This is a genomic window from Acidobacteriota bacterium (assembly GCA_033549365.1).
In the GTDB taxonomy this organism is placed as follows: Bacteria; Acidobacteriota; Aminicenantia; order Aminicenantales; family Saccharicenantaceae; genus JAWSUF01.
On the sequence record JAWSUF010000016.1, the window covers coordinates 51,145 to 65,521 of the forward strand.

At 58.8% G+C, this 14,377-nt stretch carries 14 protein-coding genes; 3 read left to right on the forward strand and 11 right to left on the reverse strand.

Annotation, left to right across the window (positions count from 1 at the left end; all coding sequences use genetic code 11):
* Positions 1 to 30 precede the first annotated feature (30 nt).
* Complete coding sequence (locus SCM96_14695) at positions 31 to 669, forward strand: class I SAM-dependent methyltransferase (protein MDW7761872.1); 639 nt, start codon at positions 31 to 33, stop codon at positions 667 to 669.
* Between the two features lie 261 nt (positions 670 to 930).
* On the opposite strand, the gene SCM96_14700 is transcribed toward SCM96_14695, so the two are convergent.
* From SCM96_14700 to SCM96_14725, 6 genes are read right to left on the reverse strand one after another with little or no spacing between them, the layout of a single operon-like run.
* A complete protein-coding gene (locus tag SCM96_14700) occupies positions 931 to 2,262 on the reverse strand; it encodes an aminotransferase class V-fold PLP-dependent enzyme (GenBank protein MDW7761873.1) in 1,332 nt (443 codons plus the stop codon).
* A gap of 37 nt (positions 2,263 to 2,299) precedes the next feature.
* Positions 2,300 to 3,652, reverse strand: a complete 1,353-nt coding sequence (locus SCM96_14705; GenBank protein MDW7761874.1) for a sigma-54 dependent transcriptional regulator — start codon at positions 3,650 to 3,652, stop codon at positions 2,300 to 2,302.
* A complete protein-coding gene (locus tag SCM96_14710) occupies positions 3,649 to 5,106 on the reverse strand; it encodes an ATP-binding protein (GenBank protein ID MDW7761875.1) in 1,458 nt (485 codons plus the stop codon). The genes SCM96_14705 and SCM96_14710 overlap by 4 nt, the downstream gene beginning before the upstream one ends.
* A 10-nt stretch (positions 5,107 to 5,116) precedes the next feature.
* On the reverse strand, positions 5,117 to 6,706 hold the full coding sequence (locus SCM96_14715; GenBank protein MDW7761876.1) for an ABC transporter substrate-binding protein: 1,590 nt from the start codon (positions 6,704 to 6,706) through the stop codon (positions 5,117 to 5,119).
* A gap of 13 nt (positions 6,707 to 6,719) precedes the next feature.
* Positions 6,720 to 7,988: a dipeptidase gene (locus SCM96_14720; GenBank protein ID MDW7761877.1), complete on the reverse strand. Its 1,269-nt coding sequence runs from the start codon at positions 7,986 to 7,988 to the stop codon at positions 6,720 to 6,722.
* Positions 7,989 to 8,046: 58 nt separating this feature from the next.
* Positions 8,047 to 9,018: a hypothetical protein gene (locus tag SCM96_14725; GenBank protein ID MDW7761878.1), complete on the reverse strand. Its 972-nt coding sequence runs from the start codon at positions 9,016 to 9,018 to the stop codon at positions 8,047 to 8,049.
* Positions 9,019 to 9,117: 99 nt separating this feature from the next.
* On the opposite strand from SCM96_14725, the gene SCM96_14730 reads away from it, so the two are divergent.
* The gene (locus tag SCM96_14730; GenBank protein ID MDW7761879.1) at positions 9,118 to 10,092 is read left to right on the forward strand and encodes a diacylglycerol kinase family protein; all 975 of its coding nucleotides are present in this window, start codon (positions 9,118 to 9,120) and stop codon (positions 10,090 to 10,092) included.
* A gap of 9 nt (positions 10,093 to 10,101) precedes the next feature.
* Here SCM96_14730 and SCM96_14735 read toward each other — a convergent pair whose 3' ends face one another.
* The 3 genes from SCM96_14735 to SCM96_14745 are packed head-to-tail and all read right to left on the reverse strand — an operon-like array spanning position 10,102 to position 11,602.
* Entirely contained in the window at positions 10,102 to 10,473 is a 372-nt protein-coding gene (locus tag SCM96_14735; GenBank protein ID MDW7761880.1) for a DUF1622 domain-containing protein, read from the reverse strand.
* 13 nt (positions 10,474 to 10,486) lie between these two features.
* A complete protein-coding gene (locus SCM96_14740; protein MDW7761881.1) occupies positions 10,487 to 10,900 on the reverse strand; it encodes an OsmC family protein in 414 nt (137 codons plus the stop codon).
* A gap of 12 nt (positions 10,901 to 10,912) precedes the next feature.
* Positions 10,913 to 11,602 (reverse strand): TrmH family RNA methyltransferase, encoded by a 690-nt coding sequence (locus tag SCM96_14745; GenBank protein MDW7761882.1) that lies wholly within the window; start codon positions 11,600 to 11,602, stop codon positions 10,913 to 10,915.
* 149 nt (positions 11,603 to 11,751) lie between these two features.
* Between SCM96_14745 and SCM96_14750 the strand changes: the two genes are divergently transcribed.
* The gene (locus tag SCM96_14750) at positions 11,752 to 12,189 is read left to right on the forward strand and encodes a CBS domain-containing protein (GenBank protein MDW7761883.1); all 438 of its coding nucleotides are present in this window, start codon (positions 11,752 to 11,754) and stop codon (positions 12,187 to 12,189) included.
* Between the two features lie 29 nt (positions 12,190 to 12,218).
* Here the strand turns inward: SCM96_14750 and SCM96_14755 are convergent, their stop codons facing one another.
* Positions 12,219 to 13,016: an SDR family oxidoreductase gene (locus tag SCM96_14755; protein MDW7761884.1), complete on the reverse strand. Its 798-nt coding sequence runs from the start codon at positions 13,014 to 13,016 to the stop codon at positions 12,219 to 12,221.
* Between the two features lie 704 nt (positions 13,017 to 13,720).
* Positions 13,721 to 14,068, reverse strand: coding sequence for a hypothetical protein (locus tag SCM96_14760; protein ID MDW7761885.1), 348 nt, complete (start codon positions 14,066 to 14,068; stop codon positions 13,721 to 13,723).
* Positions 14,069 to 14,377 lie beyond the last annotated feature (309 nt).

Here is a 14,377-nt window from a genome sequence, read left to right on the forward strand (position 1 = left end):
AAGACAAGTCGTCGGCGGAGAGAAACGATCATGATAACGGAAAACAATGGGAAACGAGGCGATCTGAGGAACGGATCGCCGCATGTGCCGGTTCCCCCGCTTGTCGCTCCCCGCTTCATGGATCTCCTTGATCGTCTTCTGTCCTGTCTGCCTCTCGAAGAACGGGCGGAAACCCATCTTCTTCAAATCGGCATCGACTCCGGAGACCTGGCTGTCCGCATTCTTGAAGACCGCGTGTTGTCCCGCTTGACCGTCATGGATGATTCCGCGGACGCCCTTCGGCTTCTCGGAGCCGGCATGAAGCAATTCGGAGTTCGGTTCAAGGCATCGTACGGCCGGCCCGAAAAATACATCCAGCCCGAACACTTTCACGCCGTTCTTTCCCACCTGTTCCTTCATGAAATGAGCAACGAAGACAAAATCGCCGTATGCCGGAATGTTTTTGACGCCTTGAAACCGGGCGGGCTTTTTGCCTTTTCCGTCGTCCAACCCAATTCGCAACGGTGGATTTCCGGACTGCGGGACGCTTGGCACGTCCCGTACGCCGTCCCTCCCGAATTCTGGATTCTCTGGCTGGAAAAGATCGGTTTCGAGAAATGCCGATATGTTCTCCATGAATCCATCTTCGGCATATTCCGCGCCTTCAAGCCTACCGCCCACAACGCCTGAACCTTCGGGACCATTCACAACACGATCCGCCATCTCAGCGCTTGGACTCACAAAAAAAGGAGGGGCGCCGCCTGCAGCGCCCCTCCAGGAAAAAAGAAGGAGGGTTTGAGATTCGGGGTATCGTGGTTTGTCTTCCACGAACTCCTTTGTCCTTCTTTAATGCATGTTTCGTGCCAAACTAAAAATTGTTTTGTTCCCCTGATGTGATGCCTGAAATCTGATATTCCTGTTGTAATTTTCTTTTCATTCTGTAAAAAGAGTTTACGAAAAATGCCGGACGCCGGCCAAAACCATGTCCACCTCTTTCGTGGAAATATAGATGGGGGTGGAAACGCGAACGGCCGTGATGTCCTCGGCGCTGATGCCCACGGTGCGGATGACCAGGTTGTGTTTCTCCCGGACATAATCGACGATCGCCTGACTGTTCACGCCTTTCAGGGAGAAAACCGTCAGTCCCGCGCTCAAATAGGGATCTTCGGGAGTGTGGAGCGTCACGCCGGGAATTGTCTTCAACCCGGACTTGAGGTGGGCGGCCAAACCTCGAATGCGGCGGGCGATGCGGGCTTTGCCGATCACGTTTTGAAATTCCAGGGCTTCTCCGAGGGCCATGACCATGGCATCGGCCCGCTGCCCCTGGGGATCGAACCGGCGGGCGCCGGTTTGAACGGCATCCCATCCCGAAGAGACAATCGTCGGCCAGAGGCGGTCCTGGACCTCCTTGCGGATATAGAGAAGACCGATTCCCGTCGGCGCTCCCATCCACTTGTAGGGGCTGGAGGCGAAAAAGTCGACACCCAGGTCCTTCATGTTGAGATCGAGCATGCCCAGGCCGTGAGCGCTGTCGGCGGCGACAAGGATCCCCTTCTCGTGCGCCATCCGGCTGATTTCCTTGAGAGGCGCGATCAATCCCGTCATATAGACGGTGTGGCTGAGGAAAATAACCCGGGTTTTGGGGGTCAGGGCCCGGGCAAAGGCCTCCACAAACTCCCCGACGCTTTTCGGAGGCACGCCGACGGGAATCTCCCGGACCACGATGCCGTGCCGTTTTTCGCGGATTTTCCAGGGGTTGATGCCGCCCGGATGCTCGAGGTTGGTCATCAGAACTTCATCGCCTTCGGCCAGATCGAGCCCCTGGGCCACCAGGTTGATGCCTTCCGTCGTGTTGCTCGTCAGAACGGTTTCGTCCGGGGACGCTCCGATGAAAGCGGCCAGCTTCACCCTCACGGCCTCCTTCAAAGTCGGCAGATAATTGTAAACATCGTACGGATTGGCGACCTGCATGCGGAAATATTTCATCAAGGTATTGAAGACCGGCCGCGGCATGGGGCCGACGGTCCCGTTGTTCATCATGATCAGATCGTCCTGGAACATGAAATGCCGTTTCAGAGCCTCCCAATAGGCGCCGTCGGGAGCCGGCTCTCCGAGATGCCGCTCGTTGAGAACCCCCAGGCTTTCATAGATCGAGGCATTCAAACGGCTCAGGGCGGCCGCGGAAACGGCCGTTCCGGTCAGCACGGTTTTCATAAATCCCCTTCGCCCGAGGCCGGATGAAAAACTCAGGTCTTCAGCGCCGAAACGGGATGATGTCGCCATGTTGCGCTCCTTCCTTGATTTCAGGACTTCGTTCCGATCATAATTCCAAAACCCCTTTATCTTCAAGCCCGTATTCCCGGATTTTTTTGTCCAGGGTCGGCCGGCTGATCCGAAGAATCCGGCTGGCCCGCATCTTGTTGCCCCGCGTTTCCTGAAGCACCCGCCGGATATGTTCTTTTTCGACATCCTTCAACGGCTCCAGCCCTTCGGGCGGGGCGGTTTCGGCCGGCGGAGTCAGAGGAAGGTTTTCCTTGAGGATGACATCGCCCTTGGCCAGAATCACGGCCCGTGTCAGGGCATTTTCGAGTTCGCGGACATTCCCCTTCCAGGGCAGCGCCTCGAGTCGTTTCATGACTTCGGGCGGGACCTTCCGCACGTTCTTTTTGAGTTCCCTGTTGATCTTGATCAGGAGGTAGGCCACAAGGTCGGGGATGTCTTCGCGGCGATCGCGGAGCGAAGGCAGGTTGATTTCGACGACCTTGAGCCGGTAATAGAGATCCTCCCGGAATCGCCCCCGCGCGATGAGGTCGGTCAGGTCCTGGTTGGTCGCGGCGATGATGCGGGCTTCGGTCTTGAGCACCTTTTCCCCGCCGACCTTCATGAAATCCCGTGTTTCGATGACGCGAAGGAGTTTGGATTGGAGGCCGGGCGAGACGTCCCCGACTTCATCCAGAAACAGCGTCCCCCGGCCGGCGATTTCGAATTTGCCGCGGGTTTCGCAAAAAGCGTCCGTGAAGGCGCCCTTGACGTGTCCGAACAACTCGCTTTCGAGGAGAGTGTCGGTGATGGCCGAGCAGTTGATGACGATGAACGGCTCGTCCTTCCAGGGGCTGTTGTAGTGGATGGCCTTGGCCACAAGCTCCTTGCCCGTGCCGCTATCCCCCTGGATGAGAATGTTCGTGCGCGTATCCGCCACGGACCCGATGAGCTTGAAGACATCGCGCATCCGGGGCGAACGACCGATGATATTGTCGATGGCGTACTCTCTCTGCCGTTCCTCGACCAGATACGCGACCTTGTCTTCCAGCGCCCGAACCTGAAAGGCTTTGGCAACGGCCAGGTCGAGTTCGACGATATCCAGGGGTTTCACCAGGTATTCGAAAGCTCCGGCCTTGACGGCCTCGACCGTGGTTTTCATGTCGTCGAAGGCGGTCATGACGATGACGGGAATCTTGTCATTGCGAGACCGGAGGTTCTTTAAAACTTCCAGGCCGTTCATATCCGGAAGCCTCACGTCAAGAAGGACGAGGTCGGGCGCGTCGCGGTCAAAGGCGGCCGTTCCCTCCCGGCCGTCCTCGGCCGGGCGCACCTCGTAGCCCCCCCGGGCCAGATGGGCGACCAGCGTCTTGCGGACGAGAACATCGTCCTCGATGATCAAAATGGACTTCATCTCCCCTCCTCACAGGGCAGGCGGATTTCAAACAGGCTGCCTTTCCCCTGTTTCTTCAGAACCCGGATCGTGCCGCCGTGCTGGGCAACAATCTTCCGCGCATGGGCCAGGCCGAGCCCGACGCCCGAGGCTTTGGTCGTGAAGAACGGCTCAAAGATGTTCTCCCAGTCTTTCTCGGGAATGCCGCTCCCGTTGTCCGATATGCGGATGCGGACCATCGGACGGCCGGACGAGGCGGCGGTGTCCATGGCCACGGCGACCTTCCCTCCCGGCTCAACGGCCTCGCAGGCGTTTCTGAGGACGTTGAGCAGGACTTGGCGGATCTTGTCGGCATCCACAAAGACGGGAGGCAGATCCGAAGCCGCCTTGACGTCCAGACGGACTTTTTTCTTTTGAAAAACCCCCTCCAGAATCTTCCGGGAGGATTCCAGGATCTGGGGCACGGCGAACTGATCGCAATTCAAGTCGGCGGATCGGGTGAAGTCGAGCATTTCGCGGATGAACTTTTCGATCTGGTCGATGCCGTCTCGACACAGGGCGATATGCTCTTTTTCGACCTCGTCGAGGTTCTCGCTCCCGCTCACTTTCTGAATGTTGAGATTGACCGACGTCAGCGGATTCCGGATCTCGTGGGCGATCGTGGCCGCCAAACGTCCGATGGAGGCCAGTTTTTCGGCCTGGACGAGCTTCCGGTTGGCCTCGGCCATCCGTTCGCGCATATCCACAAGATCCCGGGTCATGTCATTGAAGCTCCGGGCCAGTTCACCGATCTCGTCCCGCGAGTCCGATTCGATGGTGGTGGAAAAATCCCCCCGGGCGATCTTCTGTGTTCCATCCACAAGGTTCCGGATCGGCCGGGTGATGCGGCGTCCCAGGAGAAAGGAGGCCAAAAGCCCCACGGCCAGGCCGGCCAGGCCGAGCCCGACAAGGATCCGGCTCACGCTGCGCACTTCGCGGTGCATGTCTTCGAGCAGATGGCCGGTTTTAACGGAGCCCCAGCGCGTCGCGGACTCCGGGGCGAAGATCGGAATCTCGATCTCAAGGACGCGCAAAGATCGGTCCGGGACATGAAACCAGCCGCCTTCGACATGCATGGCGTCCGGACCGGCATCCGGACTCAACCGGCTGTTTTCAAAGATGTCGCGGTCTCCTTGGATGTCGCGGCTTCCCGCCAGGGGACGTCCGAAGCGGTCGTAGAAAACGATATAGACCAGATTATCGTCGATCCGTTCCTCGACATTGCTCTGAAGGGTTTCGATGTCCCACAGAAGCATCGCCCGGAGATTGAGATTGGCGATGAACCGGGCGGTCAGAACCCCCCGGTTTTTCGTCTCCTCGGTGATCATCCGCACTTCCCGCCTCTGGACGACAAACAGGATGCTGGTGACGAGGCCGGTCAGGATCAGAACGATCCAGATCGTGTATCTCGCGCGCAGAGACAGTGTGGCTCTCATGCCCCCCCCGTCATCTGTCCAGCCAGACATTTTTCAGATCCATGAAATAAAACCCCAGGGCCGGAGCCCGCACCCCGCGGACAAAGGGCTGGAGGGCCACGCGCAGCTTCATGGTATATAGGGGAACGGCCGGCATCTCCTCGAGGAGAAGCAACTCCATCTCCCGGAAGATCCGGGTCCTTTGCCGCCAGCTTGTCTCGCCCTCCGACAATTCCAGGAGCCTGTCCAGACGGGGGTTGGCGTAGCGGAAATGCCGGGCGTTCATTTCCGATCGCGATTGAAATAGCGGCGCAATCAGATCTTCGGGATCGGGAATGTCCATCTGCCACTGGACAAGGCTCAAAAAAGGAACCGGCAATGTCCGGAAGTCCTCCGCGGTTTTTAGGGAAACCATCTCCAGATCGATGCCGAGTTCCGCCAACTGTCTCCTCAATTCCCTATGGATTCTGATTTGGAAATCGGTGACGGGCATCACGACCCCATAAGCCATTTTGAAAGGATTCGGACCGGATGGAATCCCGGCCTGGCGCAGAAGCGCCCTGGCCTTGTAAAGATCAGGCGGCGGATCATCCCCCAAAGGGAAAAATCCGGGCAGTCCCGGGGGAAGAAAGCCTTGCGCGACCTGGGGAACATTCGCCGTGTCATAAGCCGCCTGGGCGATTCCGCCTTTGTCGAGGCCGACGGCCAGGGCCTGTCTGACCCGGGGATCGTCCATCGGAGGGATATCTCCGCTGATCCCAAGAAAGGCCGAACGGACGGAAACATTTTCCAGAACGGCATAGCGGTCCCGAAGCAGCCTTTCATGAATGAGCGGCGTCAGATGGACGTCTCCGCTCTCGAATTGGTCCAGGGTGAAATGGGGGCTGTATTCGAGCTCGTTGAGATAGGGGGTTTTTCCGTGGTAATCGGGATTTCTTTCCAGACAGACACCCACGATATCCAGCCGGGGACTTCTCATCCAGTGCGAGAAGCGAAACGCGCCGGTCCCGGACGGTTTCTGAAAAAAAGACCGGCCCTGCTCCAGGACAAGATCGCGGGGCAGAATCTTGCAGGTGTACATGGCCAAAAGATAAAGCCCCGAAACATACGGCCGCTTCCAGATGATTTCGAAGGTGTGGCGGTCCGGTGTCAAAAATCCGGTCACCCGTCCGGCGCGCCCTTCATAATATTCCGCGGCGCCCTCGACCTTGTCCAGGAAATATGCGTGCGTCCTGTCGGACGAGGCTCGGCGAATGAGTCTTTCCAGTGAAAAACGGACATCCTCCGAGGTGAATTCGGCGCCGTGATGGAAGCGGACGTCCCGGCGCAGGTAAAACGTGATCTTTGTCCCGCCGTCGGAGACAATCCAGTATTCGGCGAGGGCGGGAATGACGTTCATCTCATGATCGAACCGGACCAACCCCTCGTAAATCTGTTCCAGAACAAAGTAATGGGCGGGCTCCACGGGATCCATGTTCTGATTGAATTGCGGGGCGAAGGCCTTGACCCGAAGGATGCCCCCCGATTTGGGTTGTTCGACTTCTTTTTTTTGGCCGGGCGCCGCCGGGATGAATCCCGCAATCAGAAGGACGAGCCCGAGCGGCCGGATAAGCCTTTTCATGCTTCTCCCGAAGTCATTCGTCTCCTGTTTCATCGCTCAGGTCCGCGGCGACGGCGATGACGTCACGAAACACCCGCATGATGTTTCCGCCCCAGATTTTTTCGATCCGTTCCTCCGAATAGCCCCGGCGCAGCATTTCGACCGTGACATTCATCATGCCGGAGGCGTCTTCGCAGCCGACGACACCGCCCCCGCCGTCAAAATCCGTTCCGATGCCGACATGATCTTCGCCGGCGATCCGGATGACATGGTCGATGTGATCCACGACATCCTTGACGGAAGCCCGTTCGAGAGGAAAGCGGACGTTGATGTCTTCATATTCGGTCCGGGCGGTTTTGCGAAGCTCTTCATCCTCGATCTCGCGAAGATTGCCGTATTTCGCCGTGAGATCCTTGAGGGCGGCTTCCCGCTCGGGATTCGGAGCAGGCGTCCGGAGATAACTCGAAAGAAAACAGATCTGAATGACCCCGCCGTTCTCAGCCAGGGCCCTCAACATGTCGTCGTTCAGGTTGCGCGGGCTGTCGCACAGCGCCCGGACGCTCGAGTGGGAGGCGATGACGGGCGCGCGGGTGATTTCGAGAACTTCGGTAAACGTCCGGTCCGAAGCGTGGGAAAGGTCGACCATCAGGCCCAGGCGATTGCACTCCAGGACGACATCCCGGCCGAACGCACTCAAGCCGTTGTCTTCGGGGTTGCGGCGATCGGTGGACGAATCGCAGATCTGGTTGTCGGACCCGTGGACAAGCCCCAGATAGCGGATGCCCCGTTGATGATAATCCCTCAACAGGTCGAGGTTCGTTCCGAGAGGATACCCGTTTTCCATGCCGATGAAGGCCACACGCCGGCCCTCCTTCTTCAGCCGATAGGCGTCATCGGGGTCCAGGGCGAGGCCGATCACTTCGCCGTATTCACGGCACATGTCATGGACGGCTTCCAGAACCCGATCGGCCCTTTCCCGTGCCTGTTGATATCCCTCGGGAGTCAGGGGCCCCTGACCGACGAAGACGGCGAAAAAAACGGCATCCAGACCGCCTTCGATCATCCGGGGAAGATCCACGCGCCCCCCTCCCCTTTCCTCGAAATTGTGCCGGTCGCCGATTTTCCAATCCTCTCGAAGCAGGTTGAACGGGGTGTCGACATGCGTGTCGACGGTCAGAATGCGGGCGTGGATGTCGCGGGCCTGTTCCTCAAGATTCGGAGCGGGCGAATCGGAGCAGCCTCCGGAAAGCAGCAGGAATGCGGCGGCAAGAACCGGGAATAGTCTGTACGGTTGAAGAGACATGATCACTCCTTTACCTGAAAATTATAGCACAGGTCCGCCCGCAGGCCGGGATTCCGGATCATTCCGCATCGGCGGACTTTTCGAGCAGGTAAAAGCCGCCCTCCGGACGGGACGGGCGGATGAAGTCCGCGACCCGAAATCCCCGGGCGAAAAGATTCGTAAAAGCCTCGCGGGTCATCAGGCGCCATTCCAGGGGAATCCGGCGCACAACGAGGTCGTCCGTATCCGTTTCCCGGAGCATGCGGTAGAAATCACAGGGAATGCGAACCCGGAAAAGGGGCGCATCGACGGACAGATCGACCGCGGCCGCGGTCTCCAGTTCCAAAACGCCGGACCGGCCTTGAACGATCCGCTTTTCAATCTTCAGGACTTCGGGGCCGGAATCCGGGAGTGCTCCGGGCGGGGCCTTCGGGCGGGGCGGTGTCCTCGCCAGATCCCAGGACATGAGGAATCTGTCCGTCGGGATGTCGGTCCGGTTGAGCCGCCCGCCGTAGGCGCCGTAAGTCGCCCGCCGGTACTCAACGACATCCATTCCGAAATGATGCACATTCCTGTAGGCATTGACCGCCGTCAGAGGATCGTAGGTGCAGATGACGCAGGCGATTCCGAAAATCTCCAGAAGCATCTCCTTCTGGAATTCCTTGAGCCGGATGCCGAGCCCATAAGATTGAAAGGCGTCCCGAACTCCGGTGAATTGGGAGTAAAAACGGAGGTTGGAGGGTTCCCGGAAACCGAGGGTTTTATCCCGGACTCCGACAAAGCCGTAACTGAACCCGGCCAGATGTTCGAAATCCGCCGGAAATGCCCCCCGGCCGTCCTCAACAAAAGCTCCCAGAAAAAGGCTGCCGCCCTCGTGGAAGTAGTTCTCGCACATCATGTTCCGGGTTCCCGAGAGATGATCGTCCGGAAAATCCCAAATCTCGTTTCTCAAGCATTCATACTTTTCGTAATCGGCGGGTTCGTGGGATATCTCGACACGAAGAAGGAAACGCTTCCCTCCCGAAACGACCGTCCTGGCAAAGTCTTTCATGGTCCGGGCTCATTTTAGCTCATGCCCCGGCCGAAGGGCAACGCCGCACCGGATTCGGTTTTTGACAGAACCGCCGGAGGATGCTATAAGTTTCTTTCCATGAACGAAATCAAAACCTGTCCCGAAGGGATGGTCTGTCTCATCAACCCCAAGGCGGCCAACAGCAAGTGGATGAGGCGCAAACGTCTCCGCCGCCACCTGGAAGAAACGCTTCAAGGCGAAATCCTCGGCCCATCCGGAGATTCAAGCACCACGGTCGCCATGACCCGGGAGGCCTGCCTGAGATCGCGGATCGTCGTTGCCACCGGCGGAGACGGCACGATCGCCGACGTTCTTCAGGGCATTTTCGAGTCCGGACGGGCCTCCGAAACGGTTCTCGGAATCATTCCCTTCGGCAGCGGCAACGCCTTCCGCAAATCCTTCGGGATTCCCAAAAAAACCTTGAAAGCCCTTTCGATACTCTCCGAAGGGGTCCCGCGGCCGGTCGACGTCATGCAGGTCGAGGACAAATACGCCGGATTCGCCAGCGTGGGCGCCACCGCCGCCATCACCATCGACAAAATCAGAAAAAAAATCCCGGGGTTCTGGGGACATGTTCTGGCCATCGGCCGGCTCATCAGCTTCCCCCGGGACGAAAAAACCATCGATCTTTATGACGGCGTGGATCCCGACGGCCGGCCGTTCGCTCATAAGACCGTGACGTCGAACTTTTTCGACTGCATTGTGGCCAAAACGAACTATTTCGGCTATTCCTGGAAAGCGGCTCCCAAAGCCCGGCTGGACGACGGTCTGCTCGACATCACCCTGATCGAGACCGGCGTTTTCAAGTACGGACTGGCCTTCCCCTTCATCTTTCTCGGCTGGTTCCAAAAAACCCAGCGGAATTTCAAGGCCCGAAAGGTCGTCATCCGCGGCAAAGGCCTGCCCGTTCAATATAACGGCGAGATTCTGGGCCGGCGGGACATCGTCACCTTCGAAGTCCGGCCCGCGGCGCTCAAAGTCCTCTGCCCCGACACCCCCGAAGGCCGAAAGTACTTCTGCCGTCTTCCCGGCGCCGAAGCAACCCGATCCTGAAGCTGAAGGTCAGCCTTCGAGGTCGGCTGTCGCGTCGCAGGACTCCGTCTCTTTCTTCCAGGCCAGGATTTCGCGGTCGAGGAAGTAGCTGATCGCGGTGCGGATGGCCACGATCCCGGCCAGGACGGCGATCTCTTCAAGTGTGGGATGGGCGACCGTTCGGATGATGTCAGCCGCGATCAGAAATTCCAAGCCGAGCAGCAGATAGGTCCCCAATTGGTGCCTGAGGTTCTCCCGCTCCCGGAAGATCCGCCGGCCCCTCAGCCGGGAGATCTCGATCCTGATCAGCCGGAACGACATCAGCACGACGCCCCAGACAATGACCGCCATGCCCCAGAGTCCGATCGCCGTGGAGATTCCAATCAGAATTTCTACCAGCACGGATGTCTCTCCTTCAGGCGGCGCCGCGGACGCCGGCCCGGATTTCAAAAACGGGGGGTTTCTGGATATGGGCTTTCACGCTGCAGAGCTCCGCGGCCCGAGTGACGGCCGGGACATATTTTTCGGGAAAGCCCGCCGGCAAACTGATATCGACGGTGATTTTCCCGATCATTTTGGCGCCCTCGGCTTTTTCCGTGGTCATCGCAATGTCCAGACCGTCGGTCGGGATGGACCGCTCGCGACAGAACGATAGAACATAAAACCCCGCGCAGGCCGCGATGGAGGCCAGGAAGAGATCGAACGGCGACGGGGCGCTTCCCCCGCCCCCCTCGTCGACCGGCTGGTCGGTGGGAATGGTGAACCCTTTCATGTCCACTTGGACTTTCAAGCCTTCGGCTAATTTGACCCGGATGGTTTTATCGCTCATGGCGTGCTCCTTTCACCCGAGAGATTTTCTGAACAGGGCCAGGAGAATGTCCCGGTCTTTCTTTGTCATCACCATGCGGTGAAAAATATCCCTGACGCGTTCCGTGATGAAAGCCCGGTTCGTCTCGTGATAAAACCCCTTCCCGTCAAGCAGGGCTTCGAACCGGCGGACGCTGTCCTCCTGTTCGGCGTGGGAGAGGGGTTTTTCGCGGCCGGGAGGCGGCGCGGCGCCGGCGGCCGACATGAGCTGAAAGAGCGTGAGGGTTACGGCGACGCCCAGATTATAGGAGGGCTGACGGCCGACCTGGGGAATGTGGAACCGGATATTGGCCATCCCGATTTCCTCGACCGTTAACCCCGTCCGCTCGTTTCCGAAGACGAGCCCGATGCGCGTGTCGGAAGGAAATTCCGCCAGGCTTCGCACGGCCTCGTCAAGGGACACGAGGGCGAAATGGCGGCGCGACCGGGCCGTCGACGCGGCCAGGCAGTGGCAGTCGGCGGCCGCCGCGGCCAAGCTGTCGTGAAAAGATGCGCCGTCGAGAATATCGTCGGCATGAACCGCCGTCCAATAGGACGGGCCATGGAGTCCCCGGAGTCCGACGATCCGGAGATCCGAAACCCCGGTATTTTTCATCCCCCGCGCGGCCAAACCGATGTTTTCGGGTTTCTCCGGCCTCACGAGGATGACGCAATACTTCTCCATGGTTGCATCATTATAGCACTTTCGACCTCTCGAACAGGGCCTCTCCCCTATCATTTTTATCGGACGCTTTCCGTTTGACAAGGCCCAATCCGGAGACTATATTGAAATCAAATTCGATCGAACAGGGAAAAGAGAAGGAGGTCTTTGAAATGATGACCGTTAAAGAGATTCTTGCCGGAAAAGGGACCCAAGTTTGGACGATCTCCGCAGACGCCAAGGTTTTCGATGCGCTGCGGACCATGTCCGAAGCCAATATCGGCGCACTGATCGTCCTCGACGGAGACCGTATCGCGGGGATCATGTCCGAGCGGGACTATGCCAGAAAAGTCATTCTTCAAAACCGGCTTTCCCAGGATACCCCTGTCAGGGACATTATGACCTCACAAATTTATGGGGTCACACCCGAAAGCACCGCCGCGGAATGCATGGCCCTGATGACGGACAAACGGATCCGCCACCTCCCGGTCCTCGAATCCGGGAAACTCGCAGGCGTGGTTTCGATCGGCGACATCGTCAAGTCCGTCATTTCCGAACAGCAGATCACGATCGAACATCTCCAGAACTACATCATGGGAAAATACAGCTAATCGCCGGGTCCGGCGGAGGATGAAGAGGGTTATCTGCGGGTTCTGCGGAAAAGAAGCAGGCGGCGGAGGAATGCGCGGGGCATGAGCCGGACGGCGAGAGCCGCCGCCCGGTTGAAGGTCCCTGGAATACAGATCGGCTTGTTTTTTTCAAGGCAGCGCAGCGAGGCCTCGACAACACTTTCCGGAGACATCGCCTTCACCGGCGCTTTTCGCCGATAGACATCATCCGCCCGCAAGCCCAATTTTTCGTGAAAGTCCGTCCGGGTCAAGCCGGGGCAGAGCGCCTGAATCCTGACGCCCGATCGACAAAGCTCGAGATGAAGGGATTCCGAAAACAGGTTGAGAAAACATTTGGACGCGGCGTAAATCGCGCCTTCCGGGCGCGGCGTGAAGGAACTTGTGGACGAGACATTGATGACCGCACCGCGACCCCGCTCGATCATACCCGGCAATGCGGCATGAACCAGCCGCACGGCCGCCAGGACATGCACTTTGATCAGGGCTTCGTGGCCTGTCCGATCCTCCTCGTGGAACAGGGATTTGATCGAGAAGCCGGCATTATTGACCAGGATCTCGAGATCTCGGATTCCGGAGATTCTTCGGGCCAGGTCCTCAACGGCATTTTCATCGGAGAGTTCCGCGATGACAACCTCGACATCGACGCCGGATCGTTCGGCGATTTCGGCGGCCAGGGTCCGGATCTTGTCTTCCCGCCGTCCCGTAATGACGAGGTCGAAACCGCATTGGGCCAGCTTCCGGGCGAATGCGGCGCCGATGCCGCTTGTGGCCCCGGTGATGACGGCGGTTTTTCTTTTTTCCTCAGCCATGGGATCCACCCGGACGAGATTATCACAGGCCCAACACACCGTCAAACACCGACCCGGCTCTTCATAAAAATGCCGATGCTTTGCTTTTCTTCTCATTCGGCATTTTTACCCTTTGGGCGAGCCGATCCGGCCGCATCTGCTGCGTTGCGCCGGGTTCGCAGTACCGAAGAGTACAGCTTCACCCCTCGCGCCTTGCATCTGCAACCGCCTCGACTCGTGAAGAGCCGGGTCCCTCTACGAATATCCGCTCAAAAGCGCTGTTTATTTATTCCTCTTTATTTCAGCGCTTTTAACCCTTCGGGCGCGCCGATCTCACCATTCCGACTGCGTCGCTGCCCTCTCAACGTAGCTCAACTACGCCTCGAGAGCCGCTTACTTGTTGGAACAGCAATCTCGACAAGCGCACGGCTCCGGAGAAAGCCGTTGGAGGGTCGAGCGGGCACGGATCCGAGACCGCAGGTCGAGGAGAGCGAGACCCGGAGCCGGAGCGGATGGGACTCGCCGGGGCGCAGACGCGTCTTTCGAAGAGATTCACCCGAGCCCGAAAAGCGAAAGCCGACGCAGCATGTACGGCAATCTCGACCCGCGCAGAGCCCGCATGAGCTGTGCGCGAAGCCCCGGCCGCATCTGCTGCGTTGCGCCGTGTTCGCAGTACCAAAGAGGACAGCTTCATGAGCTGTGCGTGAAGAGCGTCGGGCGGGGCTTCAGGAAATCGGCGGGCGTTGCATCGGGAATTTTTCGTATTCCCGGGATTCGACGATCTCCCGCAGATGGGAGACGAGCCGCCACAGTTCGGTATGCGTGTTGTAGAGGGCGACCGGGGCGATCCGGACGATGTCGGGAGGGCGGAAATCGGGAACGACGCCGCGGGCCCGGAGAGCCTCCGAAATGCGCATGGCTTCGGGATGTGCGAGGGCGACATGGCCGCCCCGGGACTCGTCCGCGCGCGGCGTGACCACGGAAAAGCCGAAAGGTTCAGGCGCCAGCAGTTCGTCGGACGCATCCATCAGAAAGCGCGTCAGGGCCAGGGATTTTTTTCGAACGGCGGTCATCTCCGCTTCCTCAAAGATGCCGAGCGACCCGATCAGCGGAGCCGCGCTCAAGATGGAGGGCGATGAGATTTGCCACCCCCCGGCACTCCGGGCCGGTTCGAAATCGAGAGACATATCGAATTGCTTTTCTTTGATCGATCCGAACCATCCGGCCAGAGCCGGCTCGCGGTCGAAATGGGCCCGGTTCAGATAGAGAAAGGCCGTCGCGCCCGGCCCCCCATTGAGATACTTGTAGAGCTTGTTTCAAAGTTACGTGATGGCATCGATCCACCTGTAGTTGGAGATGAGAGACACAAGGTGTAAACGGCG

Coding starts and splice junctions, on each gene's coding strand:
- SCM96_14695 (MDW7761872.1), top strand. CDS start 31: ATGATAACGGAAAACAATGGGAAACGAGGCGATCTGAGGAACGGATCG.
- SCM96_14700 (MDW7761873.1), bottom strand. CDS start 2,262: ATGGCGACATCATCCCGTTTCGGCGCTGAAGACCTGAGTTTTTCATCC.
- SCM96_14705 (MDW7761874.1), bottom strand. CDS start 3,652: ATGAAGTCCATTTTGATCATCGAGGACGATGTTCTCGTCCGCAAGACG.
- SCM96_14710 (MDW7761875.1), bottom strand. CDS start 5,106: ATGAGAGCCACACTGTCTCTGCGCGCGAGATACACGATCTGGATCGTT.
- SCM96_14715 (MDW7761876.1), bottom strand. CDS start 6,706: ATGAAAAGGCTTATCCGGCCGCTCGGGCTCGTCCTTCTGATTGCGGGA.
- SCM96_14720 (MDW7761877.1), bottom strand. CDS start 7,988: ATGTCTCTTCAACCGTACAGACTATTCCCGGTTCTTGCCGCCGCATTC.
- SCM96_14725 (MDW7761878.1), bottom strand. CDS start 9,018: ATGAAAGACTTTGCCAGGACGGTCGTTTCGGGAGGGAAGCGTTTCCTT.
- SCM96_14730 (MDW7761879.1), top strand. CDS start 9,118: ATGAACGAAATCAAAACCTGTCCCGAAGGGATGGTCTGTCTCATCAAC.
- SCM96_14740 (MDW7761881.1), bottom strand. CDS start 10,900: ATGAGCGATAAAACCATCCGGGTCAAATTAGCCGAAGGCTTGAAAGTC.
- SCM96_14745 (MDW7761882.1), bottom strand. CDS start 11,602: ATGGAGAAGTATTGCGTCATCCTCGTGAGGCCGGAGAAACCCGAAAAC.
- SCM96_14750 (MDW7761883.1), top strand. CDS start 11,752: ATGATGACCGTTAAAGAGATTCTTGCCGGAAAAGGGACCCAAGTTTGG.
- SCM96_14755 (MDW7761884.1), bottom strand. CDS start 13,016: ATGGCTGAGGAAAAAAGAAAAACCGCCGTCATCACCGGGGCCACAAGC.
- SCM96_14760 (MDW7761885.1), bottom strand. CDS start 14,068: ATGACCGCCGTTCGAAAAAAATCCCTGGCCCTGACGCGCTTTCTGATG.